This window comes from Shewanella bicestrii, assembly GCF_002216875.1.
Taxonomy (GTDB): domain Bacteria; phylum Pseudomonadota; class Gammaproteobacteria; order Enterobacterales; family Shewanellaceae; genus Shewanella; species Shewanella seohaensis.
Map to the genome: position 1 here is coordinate 2,687,246 of NZ_CP022358.1, position 14,268 is coordinate 2,701,513.

Annotated in this window: 16 protein-coding genes, 1 tRNA gene and 3 pseudogenes; 10 read left to right on the plus strand and 10 right to left on the minus strand. The window is 42.4% G+C overall.

Annotated features, from left to right (window positions below):
* Positions 1-118: 118 nt before the first annotated feature.
* Together CF168_RS11670 and CF168_RS11675 are read right to left on the minus strand one after the other, a co-directional pair.
* On the minus strand, positions 119-1,708 hold the full coding sequence (locus CF168_RS11670) for a hypothetical protein (protein ID WP_089067951.1): 1,590 nt from the start codon (positions 1,706-1,708) through the stop codon (positions 119-121).
* 333 nt (positions 1,709-2,041) lie between these two features.
* A complete protein-coding gene (locus CF168_RS11675) occupies positions 2,042-2,242 on the minus strand; it encodes a helix-turn-helix transcriptional regulator (RefSeq protein ID WP_206191643.1) in 201 nt (66 codons plus the stop codon).
* A 122-nt stretch (positions 2,243-2,364) separates the two neighbouring features.
* On the opposite strand from CF168_RS11675, the gene radC reads away from it, so the two are divergent.
* The 9 genes from radC (at position 2,365) to CF168_RS11720 (ending at position 7,395) form a co-directional block, all read left to right on the plus strand.
* Positions 2,365-2,856 carry a RadC family protein gene (gene radC, locus CF168_RS11680; protein ID WP_167373623.1) on the plus strand — a complete coding sequence of 164 codons (492 nt, stop codon included), beginning with the start codon at positions 2,365-2,367 and terminating at the stop codon, positions 2,854-2,856.
* A 40-nt stretch (positions 2,857-2,896) separates the two neighbouring features.
* Positions 2,897-3,259 (plus strand): hypothetical protein, encoded by a 363-nt coding sequence (locus CF168_RS11685; protein WP_069454526.1) that lies wholly within the window; start codon positions 2,897-2,899, stop codon positions 3,257-3,259.
* Positions 3,260-3,322: 63 nt separating this feature from the next.
* Positions 3,323-3,724, plus strand: coding sequence for a type IV toxin-antitoxin system YeeU family antitoxin (locus tag CF168_RS11690; RefSeq protein WP_157705958.1), 402 nt, complete (start codon positions 3,323-3,325; stop codon positions 3,722-3,724).
* Positions 3,725-3,922: 198 nt separating this feature from the next.
* On the plus strand, positions 3,923-4,336 hold the full coding sequence (locus CF168_RS11695) for a DUF2787 domain-containing protein (RefSeq protein ID WP_089067952.1): 414 nt from the start codon (positions 3,923-3,925) through the stop codon (positions 4,334-4,336).
* A gap of 192 nt (positions 4,337-4,528) precedes the next feature.
* Positions 4,529-4,936 (plus strand): DUF2787 domain-containing protein, encoded by a 408-nt coding sequence (locus CF168_RS11700; RefSeq protein WP_089067953.1) that lies wholly within the window; start codon positions 4,529-4,531, stop codon positions 4,934-4,936.
* A gap of 108 nt (positions 4,937-5,044) precedes the next feature.
* Positions 5,045-5,611, plus strand: a complete 567-nt coding sequence (locus tag CF168_RS11705; RefSeq protein ID WP_089067954.1) for a site-specific integrase — start codon at positions 5,045-5,047, stop codon at positions 5,609-5,611.
* Between the two features lie 86 nt (positions 5,612-5,697).
* Positions 5,698-6,420: a lecithin retinol acyltransferase family protein gene (locus CF168_RS11710; protein ID WP_089067955.1), complete on the plus strand. Its 723-nt coding sequence runs from the start codon at positions 5,698-5,700 to the stop codon at positions 6,418-6,420.
* 283 nt (positions 6,421-6,703) lie between these two features.
* Positions 6,704-6,988, plus strand: a complete 285-nt coding sequence (locus CF168_RS11715; RefSeq protein ID WP_157705961.1) for a CopG family ribbon-helix-helix protein — start codon at positions 6,704-6,706, stop codon at positions 6,986-6,988.
* On the plus strand, positions 6,976-7,395 hold the full coding sequence (locus tag CF168_RS11720; protein ID WP_240520023.1) for a type II toxin-antitoxin system RelE/ParE family toxin: 420 nt from the start codon (positions 6,976-6,978) through the stop codon (positions 7,393-7,395). The genes CF168_RS11715 and CF168_RS11720 overlap by 13 nt, the downstream gene beginning before the upstream one ends.
* 17 nt (positions 7,396-7,412) lie before the next feature.
* Here the strand turns inward: CF168_RS11720 and CF168_RS11725 are convergent, their stop codons facing one another.
* The 5 genes and pseudogenes from CF168_RS11725 to CF168_RS11750 form a co-directional block, all read right to left on the minus strand.
* Positions 7,413-8,090, minus strand: coding sequence for an inovirus Gp2 family protein (locus CF168_RS11725; RefSeq protein WP_089067956.1), 678 nt, complete (start codon positions 8,088-8,090; stop codon positions 7,413-7,415).
* Positions 8,091-8,307: 217 nt separating this feature from the next.
* Positions 8,308-9,435 (minus strand): annotated as a pseudogene (locus CF168_RS22540) (DUF3987 domain-containing protein).
* Positions 9,380-9,838, minus strand: coding sequence for a DUF3987 domain-containing protein (locus CF168_RS22650; RefSeq protein ID WP_157705967.1), 459 nt, complete (start codon positions 9,836-9,838; stop codon positions 9,380-9,382). The pseudogene CF168_RS22540 and the gene CF168_RS22650 overlap by 56 nt, the downstream one beginning before the upstream one ends.
* Before the next feature lie 57 nt (positions 9,839-9,895).
* Positions 9,896-10,108 carry an AlpA family phage regulatory protein gene (locus CF168_RS11745; RefSeq protein ID WP_076500103.1) on the minus strand — a complete coding sequence of 71 codons (213 nt, stop codon included), beginning with the start codon at positions 10,106-10,108 and terminating at the stop codon, positions 9,896-9,898.
* Between the two features lie 121 nt (positions 10,109-10,229).
* Positions 10,230-11,303 (minus strand): hypothetical protein, encoded by a 1,074-nt coding sequence (locus CF168_RS11750; protein ID WP_089067960.1) that lies wholly within the window; start codon positions 11,301-11,303, stop codon positions 10,230-10,232.
* 249 nt (positions 11,304-11,552) lie between these two features.
* On the opposite strand from CF168_RS11750, the pseudogene CF168_RS22545 reads away from it, so the two are divergent.
* Positions 11,553-11,654: pseudogene (locus CF168_RS22545) on the plus strand (IS5/IS1182 family transposase); the annotation flags it as partial.
* Positions 11,655-11,740: 86 nt separating this feature from the next.
* On the opposite strand, the pseudogene mntA reads toward CF168_RS22545, so the two are convergent.
* The 3 genes and pseudogenes from mntA to CF168_RS11765 all read right to left on the minus strand — a co-directional run.
* Positions 11,741-12,454, minus strand: a pseudogene (gene mntA, locus CF168_RS11755) (type VII toxin-antitoxin system MntA family adenylyltransferase antitoxin); the annotation flags it as partial.
* A 125-nt stretch (positions 12,455-12,579) separates the two neighbouring features.
* Complete coding sequence (locus CF168_RS11760) at positions 12,580-13,815, minus strand: tyrosine-type recombinase/integrase (protein WP_089067961.1); 1,236 nt, start codon at positions 13,813-13,815, stop codon at positions 12,580-12,582.
* Between the two features lie 352 nt (positions 13,816-14,167).
* Positions 14,168-14,255, minus strand: a tRNA-Ser gene (locus tag CF168_RS11765).
* Positions 14,256-14,268 lie beyond the last annotated feature (13 nt).

Here is a 14,268-nt window from a genome sequence, read left to right on the forward strand (position 1 = left end):
AATACGGAATATTCATTCCCAAAGTGAGATTTTCGATAATGAGACTTTTACATGGCATGAAGATAGAATGGAACTAAGTTTATGAATATTTTCGGTTAAAAATTGCATGAATTTGTTCTTAAAGAATGGCATAGCGCATCTTATTCGTTGCAAATAAATTGAACAATGCTTGTAATGCTTCTTCCGACTCTGGGTTATCAAATCCACGCAGCCATCTAACTTCAAAGCCCATATAGTTCGCCCAAGCAACCCCTTTCTTCATCTCTGCGTACTGGTTATTCTTAGCGCAAGCCTCTATAAACTGGTTTACAAGCTTATATTGATTAGAACCAGCCCGATATTTAGCATGCATAAAGGCGTTTTTGTAATAATGATAAGCTTTTATATTATTTTCTTGACGATAATAGTAATTGGCATAACACCAATGACTTAACCAAGCCAAACTAGGCCACAACCCTATTTTTTTAATTTCAAAAGAAAAATCATCAGCTTGTTTTAAATCGGTTATAGAGTTCTTGAGCTTCATTCCCATGCTAAACATTTTTGTAAATTCTTCAGAAATTATTAGCTTAGCATTTATTCTTTGCTGTTCTAATATCATATACGCATTTATGGGACCCAAAATACTCAAATAAATTCTGTATTTAGCTCTATCAATGATATTTTCCAATTCTCTTTGCGCCGCAAAGTGCTCAAAATAGTGACAGCTTTCATCAGTTATGGCTGCATAACGCTGCCACCAAAAGGTGACAAAATCATAAAAGAAGTAATCTTGGGCAAAAGGTAACTCGCGTGTTTTAAAATCTAATGTAGCAAACTCCTCACAACAGGCTTGCCATACCAAAGAGTTATGTCGACTGACTCGTTGTGAAAATTTTCTTAGATAGTTAGTCGTTTCACATATCATCTCAGGCCCATAATACCTATTTAACACTTGAAAAAAGTATGTCGAAACTCGTGCCATAAAAAGCATCAATTTAAAACTGCTAATTTGCTTATCTATCAGTTCTAACGGTTTTTTTCGAGGCAAAGAGAGAGAATATTCCAAGTTAGCATAAAGGGACTCTATACTCGGCAGTTGACCTCCGCTACACCAGCGTTGTGCATTTTCTAGGTTTTGCCTTTCTCTATAATCACCATCAACCCCTTTAGGATTATGAAATTGTGACTGGGATGTATTTGTTACTGTGTAGAAATGCTCCCAAACAAGAGCTAACGGCCAACGCACTTTCTCTGAAGTAGATATCTTAGGTAAAAGCCACTGCAAAACCATTGGAATTGACAATTTCAAACTAGGTACGTTATAAACTAAGAAATTTTTCGCAAATGAGATAACAATTCTACTTAGAAAACTTGTCGATATAATATACTTTGTTGTATCAATTTTTGTTAGATAGGTTCCCTCTGTGCGTAAGCAATCTTTATAAACCATCAGAATCTCATTTATAGCCGCAATAAATACATTAACTAATCTATCTTCAATTAACACCGCTTTTAATAACGCTTGTAACTGAAGCATTAGCTCATCTAGTTTGCCATCAATTTTCGAATTTTCATCCGCTAATCTTTTTAATTGCATCTGTAGCGATTTTTTTTCCGCTCCAGACAAAAGGGAACTCTTGCCTTTAGTCGGCAATAATCCTGTACTATTAAAAATTACGCGAACAAGTTCCCCAATAGAGGGGTAGCAAAAATCTTTATCATCCATAATCGCATAGCGCCCCCGTTTCCGGGGGCAAACTCCTTAATTATTTTTTAGACGGTACCCGAACGGCATTGCCACGATTTGTGCCAGATATACCACCAGTTTTTGATGGCCAGTTACCACCTGGACCTGGATGACTTGATACTGGGCGAGATGAACCTGATGAGCCTTTAGATGCCATGATGCATTCCTCAGAAAGTGATTAAACAATATACACAAGCTACATTAAAAGAGCTTGCTTGATTCACAATGTAAAAACATTTTGCATAGATTTATGCAGGCATTTTGGCAACAGACTTATTATATTGAAAAATAATAAATTATTATTCATCACACTCATAATTGTAAATCTCGCTCCTGAATACGTTCCAATATCCACTCTTGTACTTCACTTTCAACCCATGCAACAGATTTACAGCCCAGTTTCACTGCTTTGGGGAAAATACCCTTATCGACATACTTGTAAATCGTTGAACGGGCTAAGCCTGTTGTGTCAATTACGTCCTTTATTCGAATTAGCTTTATCTTTGGTGTCATGCTGAACTCTTGGTAATGGTTTCATTCCATTACCTATGCCAGCAACTTTCAACTTTTCCAAATTTTTTCAGATATATATCACTCCTGTGCATAAGCCCATTAATGCTTTCAAGGAGCCTGATATGCCAACAAAAGCTGAACCTAACAACTCGATAGACCAGCCAATCAACCAGTGGCCGCAGACTGCCGAAGCGATCCTAGCCTCTGCCGCCAATATCATTGCCGAGCGCTATGTGAAGAAAGACGCCTATACCAATCCACAGGCCACTAAGGATTTTTTAACTTACAAACTCGGCGGTTATGAGCGGGAGGTGTTTGCGGTAATGCTGCTCGATAATCAGCATCAATTACTCGAGTTTAAAGAGTTGTTCTTTGGCACTTTAGATGCTGCCAGTGTTTATCCACGGGAGGTGGTTAAGGCGGTGTTGGCTGTCAATGCCGCTGCGGTGATTTTTGCCCATAACCATCCCTCCGGCGAGTCTGAACCTTCGGCAGCAGATAAGCACATAACTCAACGGTTAACCGATGCATTAGCGCTTATCGATGTGCGCGTGCTTGATCATATCGTGGTTGGCCGCACGCCAGTGTCCTTTGCTGAGTGCGGCTTACTCTAGCCAACGTTTAAACCTGCTACGCCTTTTTAAGGAGTCCATCATGATTGAATTTACTGATAGCTTTTCACAAGCCTGTGTCGCCGAAGCCTGCGCCGCCTTTCCCGAACTGCGTAACCGTTTAGCGGTTGAACTCATTTTGCCGATGTTTGTGCGGCCACTTAATGCCATGGGCCAAGTGATTGGCAAGCCGATTGTGGCACCTAATCCCAAGCTGCATAAAACCGTATTAAGTGTGTTTCACCGTGATGTGGTTGAACACTTACCCAAGGAGATCAGCTTTTGCCGCTATGTTTGCCCCTGTGACAGTTATGGTGTGCCTATAGGTGAATGGCAGCGGGTCATCAATGGCGTGTACTTTAACCATGGCAGTAATGAACAGCCCAATTGGAGTGTACATACCTAATTTTACAATCCGCTAACAAGCAAGCCATTCCCTTAGTTTCATCCTTCAACCATTGAGGTCACTATGACAACCCTAAAACTTTTCGATATTGAGCACGCCTGGGGCTTGCCCCGTAAAGTGTCTCCCCGCTTTGGTGCGAGGCTGATTTTACGCGGCCTGCATTTGGATTATCTCCATGACCGTTCAAGCTTTGTTGGTGAATTTCCACCAGCCATTAACCAACAATTTGTCGAGGCCTTTCCCGCTATGGTTAAACAGCTTGAGCAGCTGATGGCCACCGGCGAGATTGATGCTACTGAGCAGCACTGCGTTAGCATTGAACACGCTGGCTTTACCTGTGAGGCCGACACACTTGGCAGTCACGGTTATTTGTATATTGCGATTTATCAAACCGAAGCTAAACCAAAGCTAACCACTGACCACCAGCAACTTCGCCCTCACTCGATAACCCGTTCATTATCGTAAGCCAGTACTAATCCGTTAAACATAACCACCAAACTTTAATCTCCCAGCTCAAAAACTTTAGCAAGTAGCCCTTAGCGACTCACATTAAACCGCTTAGCCAACAACTTTTTTATTAACCCAGCCGCATAGACAGCAAGAGCCAAGGCGTGACTGCGCCTTGGCTCTTGCGTATGCCCGTTTTTAAATAAGGAATATCCCATGACATTAACCATCAAGCGTAACCAACTGCCAGCGATGCCCGATCGTTTTTACCAAGTGATTGAAAAGGAGCTGGCTAACGTCACGCCAAAAGACGCCAACGCCATCACCCTTAATTTTCGAGACCCAGATTACAGCGCCGAAGATGGTGGTTTTCATCCCGTCGAAGTACGACTAGAGAAACAGCAAGATCACTGGCGTTTAGTTTACGTCACCGACTTTGCATTTAGCGGTCATCCCTTTCCTGAACTGGTTAAAGACATTGATATCTGCTTTAACAGCAAGCAGGTCTATAGCCTATTTAGTGGCTGGATTGGGGAGCGGGAATCACAGGGGCTGATTAAGTTGTTCAGCGATAACTTTGTCAGTTACTACCAGATGGAAGTCTATCAAGTGGAAGTGAGTTTGGATTAACTAGCCTCGCCCGTATTTTACGCGAGCATCCTAACTATTCTAGCGCTTTCAGTCCTATCGCAATCAACGGGTCAAGCCATCACACCCGCGCCCTTGTCACCCTAAGTCATTACGACAAGCCCCTGTCGTTAACAACAACCAACCTCGCCCGCAACGCCTGTCGTTCGCGGGCTTTTTGTTTTGGAGTCCACCATGAAAATACACCGCGAAACTATCCTGCCACTGCCAGAGCCTTTTTATGAATTATTAGAACGGCAACTGGCCGCACTCAATCACCCTGATCTCAACAGCGTCACTTTTAACTACCGCGATCCCGACTACAGCTATGAGAGCGGCGGTTATCACCCCGTCGAAATCAATCTCTATCGCCAAGATGATTGCTGGTATCTCAATTACTTTACCGACTTTGCCTACTGCGGCGGGCCCTTCCCTGAGCTTGAGAAAGAAATGGAAGTGCTGTTTCGGGAGAAGCAGGTCTACAACAGCTTCTTTGGCAGTTGCTACCTCGAGCATGCCGACAGCCAGGTACGGCTGCTGCTGGAGAACTTTTGCAACTACGTCGAGATGGAGGTGTACCAGGTTCAAGTCAGTGCCGACTGAACTTGGTGCCCACAAAGGTATTTTGGGCACCAAGCAATGCAGGCCCGATGCGGGTTTGCGATGTGCTGGTGCCCACATTCATCACATAGCTAATTGAGGGAACCCAGCATGAACGAAGTCGAGGCGGTCAAGAACCGCGACACCATCAAGCTTATCAGTTACCTGCTCGAACGTCACTTTGGTCAGCAGATGGCCGATGTCTGGAATATCGGCCTTAACCTGGCCCTTAGGATCTCTGACTTACTGGCCATCAAGTTCAGCGATATCGACGGCGACCGCTTAAATATCATTGAGCAGAAGACCGGTAAACGCGCCAGCATCAAGCTCAACCCTAAGACGCTGGCATTGATTGAGGCGATCCACCAGCGTCACCCCGAGCATATCTACCTGTTCCAATCCCACCGCTCGAGCCAAGCCAAAGACCGGCAGGCCCCCGCGAAACCACTGACACGGCGCGCGGTCGCCAAAGCGTTTGCCTTTGTCGGTGACGATATCAAGTTAGCCCTGGGCACCCACTCGATGCGTAAAACCCGCGGCTATCACCTGTATCAAACCTGCAAAGACATTGGCCGGGTGATGCGCATGCTGCGGCATCAATCGGAAGCGGTCACCCTGCGTTATATCGGCATTACTCAGCAGCAAATCGATAAGGACTTTGTCGAGCTGGAAATCTGAGTCAATCAGCACGCCCATCATCCTATTCAACCCATTAGCAGATGCGACCTAGGTGTATCTGCGTTGTTTTTCTTGGAGTCCATACCATGTATACATTTCATCCAGGTGATCATCTGGTCACCAATATCGATCCGCTTGGCTTAACCGAACACCATGGCCTGTATGTGGGTCATGGCCATGTGATCCACTTATCTAAACAGGGCATCATCGAAGAAATCGATCTGCAGCAATTTGCTGGTGGCCATAGCGTTAGAGTGAAAAAGTCCAGCCTGTATCCCCATCAGGCCATTGAACTTGCACGCAGTCAGCTGGGTCACAGTCCATACGGCGTAGCTACCAATAATTGCGAGCACTTCGTTAATGAATGCTTAGCGGGAACCAGTACCTCCAACCAAGTCAGTAATCTCACTCACGTTGCCCTGCAAGGCTCTGCCAGGGCAGGCTTACTGGGGAGGAGCGCGTCAAAGCTTGCCACGGGGACTGTCGCAAACGTCGTGTTAGCCTCTACCGCCATCAAAATGACCGGTGAATACCTTGGGCTACCCGATAACGTTAACACGCTGCTAGGCACGCCTGGAGATCTTGTGGCTAAACCTGCCGAATGCCTACTAAAAGGCACCAGCCAAACTCTAGGTGAAAGTTATGCTTGCTTACGCCAAGGTGAGATAACTGATGCGGGGATCAAACTCGTCACCGGCAGTGTAGAAACTGGCTTAAACACCGTGTTGACGACAGCAGAAGTGGGCATCAATGGCGTAAAAGCTGGTGCTGAGCTGATAGCCGATGCATGGCATTGGTTAAGGTCATGATGCTCCTGCGACGGTATTAAGTACTCAGTCAGCCATTAGCCAAACCCTATAAACGAAGCGGCATGTCGCCGCTATCGTTTTATCCCTATTGCGATTAGGTTGAAGATTAGCGTGATGACGGCGTAACATGTTTGCCCTGTTAACTGATACAAACTATTTTCTATCATCTTTGAGCTGATGGCGTTGTTCATGCAGGAAAGTAAACGTGTAATCATTATTTTTTTGTACCACGTTATGCTAAGGTATTACCTAGTAGTACTAAGCATTACTTTTGGAGTCACAGATGAGCACAATCAAACCCGTGTCGGTTAAATTAGATGCCGATATTAAAGCCAGAGTCGAGCATTTAGCCGAAGCGCGTAAACGTTCATCACACTGGATGATGCGTGAAGCGATCCGTGAATACGTTGAGAGAGAAGAGAAACGCGAGGCGCTGCAGCAAGAAGCGTTACGCGCATGGGAAGAACACCAGACATCAGGATTGCATGTCACCGGTGACGAAGTGGTTAGTTGGCTGGAGTCCTGGGGAAGTGAAAATGAACAGGCAGCCCCTACATGCCACAAATAGTCTTCACTGCCACTGCATTACGTGATTTAGAACGCTTACGTGAGTTTCTTCGCAGTAAAAATCCCCCTGCCGCACAACGGGCTGCCAGCGCCATAATCAATACCATTAGAAAACTGGAAAGCTATCCAGACATTGGTCGGCCTATCGATGACAATGACTTTAGCTTTAGGGAACTACTCATCGACTTTGGTGATACGGGTTATCTGGCAATGTACCAGTATGATGGAGGCGAACGATTGACCGTATTGGTATCCGTCACCAAAAAGAAGCTGGATATTGATAGAGATGCATCAGTAAAGATGTTTTCTCATGGATGTGCAATTATTAATATACTGCTGCTCTCTATAAAGACAAAAGCAAGGGATTTAAGCCCCTTGCCTCAACTTCCGTATTTGTACTCGCTGTAGCAACCGTACTAAGAAAACTAATCACCAACTTGTAGCCTACCCAATAATCGACTACAACCATAATGACGACGTCCATCACCATAGGTCTTACTGTCAACTTTGGCAAAATAACTTAACCGCAGAAACAACTCACGTAAAGTATTAGTCTGGTGAATCCGACCACGCTCTAATAGATAGCAAGGCGCTTTGGGAAAGTGAACTAAGCCTTGTGCTGCAACAACATCCAACGCTAGCGCACTCGCCCAAGCTTTAACGATTCGGTTATACAAATTAGGTCTACCAAGTTCAAATACACCTAAACTTCTATAAGCGTTACCATTAAAAAACAAACAAAGATGGTAGTGTGGTCGGTTAAGTTCACCGGTTTCCTGCACCCAGATATACAGTACTTCACTTTGATGCACAAATCCTTCAGCATTCTTACACTTTGCATTATAATCTGCGTTAATTTTCGCTTTTAGAGATGCAGTAAACCGTGTAACATAACGGTTATCATCGGCGTCATAATAGTCAGGAAATCTCAAGTCAACTCTCACAGCGAAAACCTTTGAGTACCTTTTTAATGTGTGATAAATAACGATAAAGTTATTGTGTAAATACTCCCCATAGACTCCATTTTTAAATTGAAGAATTGGCAGCCCACTAAACTCCTTGGCATTTAATACGGTTAAGTTTCTATTGTTATACTGAGACATACCACACCAACCTTAAAGTAATAAAAATAACAACCCTAGGTTGTTAATATATTATTAATAACCTAGGAGTCACACCATTTAAAAACAAACAAGTCCCTTACAGAACAAACAGTCTGAAATAAAGATACTCGTCAAGAAACAGATATCAAAACCATACATCATAAAAAAACAACTCTGATTTTATATGCAGAAAACAATCAAGCCACACAAGGTCATTTTAATTGATATTAAACAAGTTCATATCACGTTCAAAGATAATTCTGTCAAAAGGAACTCCTGGATACAAATCAATAACGACCGTGGTGTTATAATCAAAAACATCAATAAGTCTATTCGATAAAATTTCGTTCAACGCATCATTTAAATTCTTTCTTTTTCTTAACATAGGAGGTCCATATTGTAAGATCTTATTCTTTTTAATATACCGAATCCCTCGATCTCGATATGAACTTAACCAAAGCGCTAACTTTTGCCCCAGAATAACCTCCATAGGGGGTAGGCAAAAGTTATTTAAAAACTGAAAAGAGTAATAGCTCACGAAGTCAATTGCTATTTTTAATGACTCAACGGATATTTTAGAGTCAAAAGGATGATCAAAATAGTGAATATTTGCTGCAGTTCTAGCAATAATTTCTCCAAGTTTTGAAGCATGATCTCTGGCATTCTCGTAAATTCCACCAGGAGCCATTTTCAATTCAATATCGTTAGATATATCAAACCATCTTTCTTTACCTTCATCTGAAAATTCTACTATTATACGTTCCATTTATTTACCCTCTAGTAATTCTTCGATTCTTTGATTGAATTGATTGATAAATTCTTTCTCATACCTGATCCCATTGGTTTTCCGACAACCGCTACGAGGCATTGGGAAGCACACTAAAAAGCGAGAAAGAAAACCATTGTCTCTTACAATATCCTGTGATTTATCCATAAATCGTTTCAATGTTTGAGGCTGGATCATGATATGTGTAGTCAACCTAACACCTGAAAGCGTATAAGAATCCGTTGTTTTTCTTGTCACTGTGACATCATCGCCACTCCAAATGGCATTGAGCACAGGCGTGTTTGACATTAGGGCACTATTGGTTAGCACACCGCCCTCACTTGACCCAAGATACGCATATGGTGAGTCATTCTTGAGTCCAAACGTAAGCGCCTCTAGCGTACTATCCTCATAAATAACTCTGAAAGCCTTTGGCCGTTGTGGTTGTTTTGCTTCATGCTCGATCAACTCTTGTAAAGGATCATTTATTTCATTTACTTCACTTACCCCATTTTCTGTTTTCCTAGATTCCTTCATTTCTGAGCAATCTTTTTTTAAGCGACTTGGATTTAGCATCATGTACCTCTCTCAAAATCTCATACTTAATTAACTGTTCTTTACAAGATAATTCACGATTTTTTTGGTAATTTTTTATCCCTTCCATTAATAAATTTTCAACCGTAGATTTCCGCTCACCTGAATCTGCGCAAGTTAATAAGTTAAGCGAGATTGGACAAATCTTCCCTGTTGGTAATTCAACATCTATATGTCCTTGTAAGGCAGTTGAAATAGCAGCAAGTGCTGTACTGACAATTAGGGGATATGCAGCTTGAGTAATTAAACATGTTTCAAGTATCGTATCACCTAACAGAGTGCCTTCTCCTATTTTTGGACAAACTCCATCAGAAACTGGAAACGTACTATATATTTTTTTATTATACCGCCGCGGATGTGAATATTTATTTTCAAAACGTTCTGACATATCAGTTTTCCTTTGATAATAAGTCATATGGTCAGTGACCAGTACACCTTTAATCCATTACTGAACTCTTATTGATTTAAGCCATGCTTCAACCTCACCGAAATACCAACCTACCGCTCTGGCCCCAAGTGTAACCTTTTTAGGGAAAGTCGGATCGTATCGTGGTGATCGCGGATTTTGTTTGTCATAAATGGTAGAGCGTGATAGTCCAGTTAACTGAATAACGCTAACAAGTCTAATAATTGAATAGCTAGGAGTTGCATCAAACATAGTCACCTCATTTATGTGTAAATGTGCAAGGTCACTATAAGTAGTCTAAAAATAATTAATAAGGGAGCGAATGGATAGAAATCACTCCCCCGACAAGTCAAAACCTTGATTTAAAACAGATTTAGCTCACCCTAACTTTTTTTCGTAAAATAAGCTCAGCATATTTAACATTATCCTCTGAAAAATTGTGATCATTAAAATATGTGATTAATAAAGAATTTACTTTTGACGTGTCCTCAGTTTTGATGTGTATGCCATGTAACGCAAACGCTTTTACCAAAAAGGGAAATTTACAATCTGGATTAGCATTATCGTTGACCAATGGTTCTCTAATATTATTACCCTTAGGGTTTGGGATTAGGAAATAAGCTGCAGTCACAGCTTTCTTACCAGAGTATCCCAATGTACGTTCTATTTTTGCAGCTAGGTCCTTGGATGTGATTTTTGATTTACAATTATTTGAAAAAAGTTGATAACCTAACGCGGCTAATTGATCGAGATCACTCTGATTGCGCAAATCCTTTGGGATGTAATAAGGACTATCATTGGGGATAGAATCCAGATCATTATGTATAAAATTGAGAATGTCTGACTCATAGACGACTAATGAATCGAAGGTAATATCAATCCCAACTATGTCATTTAGCGTACTATTATCTTTAGCCCAATAATCGACGGTTTTATTGGTAAATAGGATTTCACCACAAGAGGCAGATTTCAGGAGAGTACGGGAAATTGGTTTGTCATCAATAGTCTGAATATTAGACTTTTGACTTCGGCGATTTTCTACAGCTAAACTCAATTTACCACCGGTGTCATAAATCATGATTAAATCTAACTTATTGATTCTTAAGTTTTTATGAGTAAGCAAAATGAATAGATCATTTGCTCCTAGACAACCGTAGCTGACACCCTTTATGAGTTGGACATCAGTGATTTTTTGAAGATCTCTTTCAAACTGTTCCTTATCACTTGCAGCACCACTGTAAGTAGCGACAGATCTTACTGTCTTTGAAGCTTTTATTATTCCTTGTATCCACTTAACTGGAACATCACTAGCGCGTTTAATAACCCATACATTCTTATTATCAGGCACCCTGAAAAATATCGGCCTATCCTTATCCATCAAAAATTCTATGACAGAGGCGGCACTTGTATTCAAATTGACTGACGATAGCTGAATCACTCTTTCCATAGACTTATATCCTTAATTGTTTGCTATTTCTGCTACTAATAGCAGAAATAGCAAACGGGGTGATAACAATTTTTTTACTCTGATGGACTGTAGTGGTTTTGAAACTTGCGTACAGGGTGACTAATTTGCTTCGCGCTAAGTGTAGTTCGCCGAGTAAACATGAAAATCACAGCGTTGTTGCCTAAATGAATGAACCTTCTGTCTAAGATGCGAGCAGATCATGTAACTACCACACAGGAAGCTCATCAGATATGCAAATCAAAGCATCGCATCACCAATTGACCAGAATATTACAAAGCGCTGACCAACCGAGGCTCACTGACTTTTTGGATAGACGCACAGGCAATCAACCCCTGCGCTGCAAAAGCAAATAATCTATCGCTATAACCTTGAGAGCTCACACTACGGATGATCTCAGGGTCAATATTCAAATGATCATGCACCAATGCATTACGCTGGCCTATCACTTTACGCCAGCCACCCAACTCATCGGCTGGTTGTGCTCCTCGTTGACACAGGATCTCAAATGCTTGGTAAGCATCCTGCGGACTATGCCCTGCAAGAGCCATAGCCCAATGTTTCGCAATGCCAATACAAGCTTCAATAGAGACCTGTAGTGTGCGCTCTGCTGCGCGTTCTTCAAGATTAGATAGGGGACGCTGACTAAGTAATTGACGTAACTCTCCAAGCTCGGCTTGATACCAGCTAAGGCTTAAGCGCAATGACGTGATATAGGCATTATCCAAAATAATAAAGTGGTTTAGGGCTGAATAATCGAGTTCCATTTGCGACATAATGCGAGACTCTTCTTGCATTCTTCGACCTTCATCTCGACTAAAGATAAGTTTATTGGCATTAATGATCCCAAAAGCCAGAGGGATTGGTGCAAGGTTGATATCGACAACGGAAAGCTTTCCTTCGGCTAGCCCCAATGTTCTTTGCCAATCCATAGCAAGCACTTCAGCTCTAATACGAGTATCAAGCACACTGTCCGCCTTTACCGGGTCGAATGCAACGGCTAAATCCCAATCACTATGCTCGCTAGCATTTCCTTTCGCCTGCGAACCATACAGCCATAATACCGCCACCTTCGGATGGCTTGCAGCTAAAGCGCTTATTTGTTGTAAATACTGGCTCTGCTCGATAGTCATTGGCTTGGCTTTAGGTTTGTCATGATGTAAGTGTACAAATCCTGAGTCGGACTTCAGGAAGGGGCCGTGTGTCACGTCCCCTAACCTTTTAACTCAGGAGATAATATCTATTCGGCCTTAACAGGTCATGCCCCTAATTTTCTTGACCCCGCTGTTACTGACAAAGACCCGACTGCTGCAGTGGCAATATGATTGCTCCACCACTCCATTAACTTGGTCCGTCGCTCTAAATAGGTAGTGCGATTATAGGCGCTGCGGATTTGGTTTTTATCTACGTGGGCTAACGCGGCCTCAATGACATCACCATCAAAGCCCTGTTCGTTTAAGGTAGTGCTCGCAAGCGAGCGTAAACCATGACCCGTTGTTCTTCCCTTTAATCCCATGCGCCCTAATGCTTTGTTAATGGTTTCAGGATCTGTGTGCTTTTGAGGATCTTTAGATGATGGAAAGACAAATTGGCTCTGTTCACTAATCGGCTTAACAGTTTCGAGTATCGCGAGGGTATGCTCTGTAAGCGGGATAATATGCTCACGATTCATTTTCATGCGTGATTCAGGAATAGTCCAAAGTTTGGCATCAAAATCGATTTCTTCCCAACGGGCTCCGGCCGCTTCATTTGGCCTGGTCATTGTGTGCAATTGCCATTCAATCAAACACCGGGTCGTTAACAATAAATTGGCGTTTGCAATAGTCTGCAGCAACTCAGCTAGCTCTGCTGGTTTTAATGCTTTCAGATGTTCTACTTTGCTCTTTCTAAAAACTTCTCGAATACCTGACAACGGATTAGCATGAATGTAACCAGAGTTAACTGAAAAGTTCATGATTTCATTCAGCAACTGAGCGGTACGCTTAACCGTTTCAAGATGCCCCTTCTGCTCTAGGGGCTTTAGCGCGGCAATGGCTATGGGAGCCGTGAGTCTGCTAATCGCAATACTCCCCAGTTTAGGGAAGGCATACAGCTCAAGCTTACGCCAATTGCCTTCGATGGTTTTAGGCTTAATGCTTCCCTGCTTAGAGTCCATCCACATTTGCGCAATATGCTTGAGAGTTTGAGCGTTCTCTGTTGCCGCTTTTAATTTGTTTTCAACTTTAAGTAATTGAGGGTCGATGCCTTCGGCCAAGTTTTTTCGCGCTTCTAGCGCTTTATCTCGCGCCTCAGCTAAGGATACGTCAGGATATGAGCCTAAACCAAAATAGGTGGGTTTGCTGGTGGAGGGACGTATATATCTAAATTCCCACGTTTTCCCTGCAGTGCGCACATAGAGATAGAGATTGCCACCATCTGACAATCTATAGGGCTTTGCTTCCGCTTTAGCATTGAGCACCGCTTTTGCAGTCAGCTTATTTGTACTCCTTCCCATTTCTACCCCCTAAAATTAAACCCAAAAGTAATGCTTGATTTTGGCATCATTTTTCACTCGAAAATCAAGCATTACTTATCGCTGAATAAATTCAGACAAATCAGGATATTGCCAAGTTAAATCTGGGCCATAAAATCGAGAAAATCAAGTAAAAAAACGGCATAAAAAGAGGGTGTTTTTGAAGCCAAAAGTAATGCCAAAATTTACCAAATTTCCTTGGCATTACTTTTGGCATTACTAAAGATTTCGGATGCAGTAGGATGTCATCAAACAATATAGGATGATAAGTTATTGATTTTAATAAAATACAGGTAAGAAAAAAGACGTCCTAGGACGTCTTTAAACTTGGATTTGGCGGTGAGAGAGGGAGTCGAACCCTCGATACGTTTCCGTATACACACTTTCCAGGCGTGCTCCTTCGGCCACTCGGACATCTCACCAGATTGTTGTGAT

Excerpts from the sequence above, each read along its gene's own strand:
- CF168_RS11670 (WP_089067951.1), bottom strand. The coding sequence starts at position 1,708 with ATGGATGATAAAGATTTTTGCTACCCCTCTATTGGGGAACTTGTTCGC.
- CF168_RS11675 (WP_206191643.1), bottom strand. The coding sequence starts at position 2,242 with ATGACACCAAAGATAAAGCTAATTCGAATAAAGGACGTAATTGACACA.
- radC (WP_167373623.1), top strand. The coding sequence starts at position 2,365 with ATGCCAACAAAAGCTGAACCTAACAACTCGATAGACCAGCCAATCAAC.
- CF168_RS11685 (WP_069454526.1), top strand. The coding sequence starts at position 2,897 with ATGATTGAATTTACTGATAGCTTTTCACAAGCCTGTGTCGCCGAAGCC.
- CF168_RS11690 (WP_157705958.1), top strand. The coding sequence starts at position 3,323 with ATGACAACCCTAAAACTTTTCGATATTGAGCACGCCTGGGGCTTGCCC.
- CF168_RS11695 (WP_089067952.1), top strand. The coding sequence starts at position 3,923 with ATGACATTAACCATCAAGCGTAACCAACTGCCAGCGATGCCCGATCGT.
- CF168_RS11700 (WP_089067953.1), top strand. The coding sequence starts at position 4,529 with ATGAAAATACACCGCGAAACTATCCTGCCACTGCCAGAGCCTTTTTAT.
- CF168_RS11705 (WP_089067954.1), top strand. The coding sequence starts at position 5,045 with ATGAACGAAGTCGAGGCGGTCAAGAACCGCGACACCATCAAGCTTATC.
- CF168_RS11710 (WP_089067955.1), top strand. The coding sequence starts at position 5,698 with ATGTATACATTTCATCCAGGTGATCATCTGGTCACCAATATCGATCCG.
- CF168_RS11715 (WP_157705961.1), top strand. The coding sequence starts at position 6,704 with ATGAGCACAATCAAACCCGTGTCGGTTAAATTAGATGCCGATATTAAA.
- CF168_RS11720 (WP_240520023.1), top strand. The coding sequence starts at position 6,976 with ATGCCACAAATAGTCTTCACTGCCACTGCATTACGTGATTTAGAACGC.
- CF168_RS11725 (WP_089067956.1), bottom strand. The coding sequence starts at position 8,090 with ATGTCTCAGTATAACAATAGAAACTTAACCGTATTAAATGCCAAGGAG.
- CF168_RS22650 (WP_157705967.1), bottom strand. The coding sequence starts at position 9,838 with ATGTCAGAACGTTTTGAAAATAAATATTCACATCCGCGGCGGTATAAT.
- CF168_RS11745 (WP_076500103.1), bottom strand. The coding sequence starts at position 10,108 with ATGTTTGATGCAACTCCTAGCTATTCAATTATTAGACTTGTTAGCGTT.
- CF168_RS11750 (WP_089067960.1), bottom strand. The coding sequence starts at position 11,303 with ATGGAAAGAGTGATTCAGCTATCGTCAGTCAATTTGAATACAAGTGCC.
- CF168_RS11760 (WP_089067961.1), bottom strand. The coding sequence starts at position 13,815 with ATGGGAAGGAGTACAAATAAGCTGACTGCAAAAGCGGTGCTCAATGCT.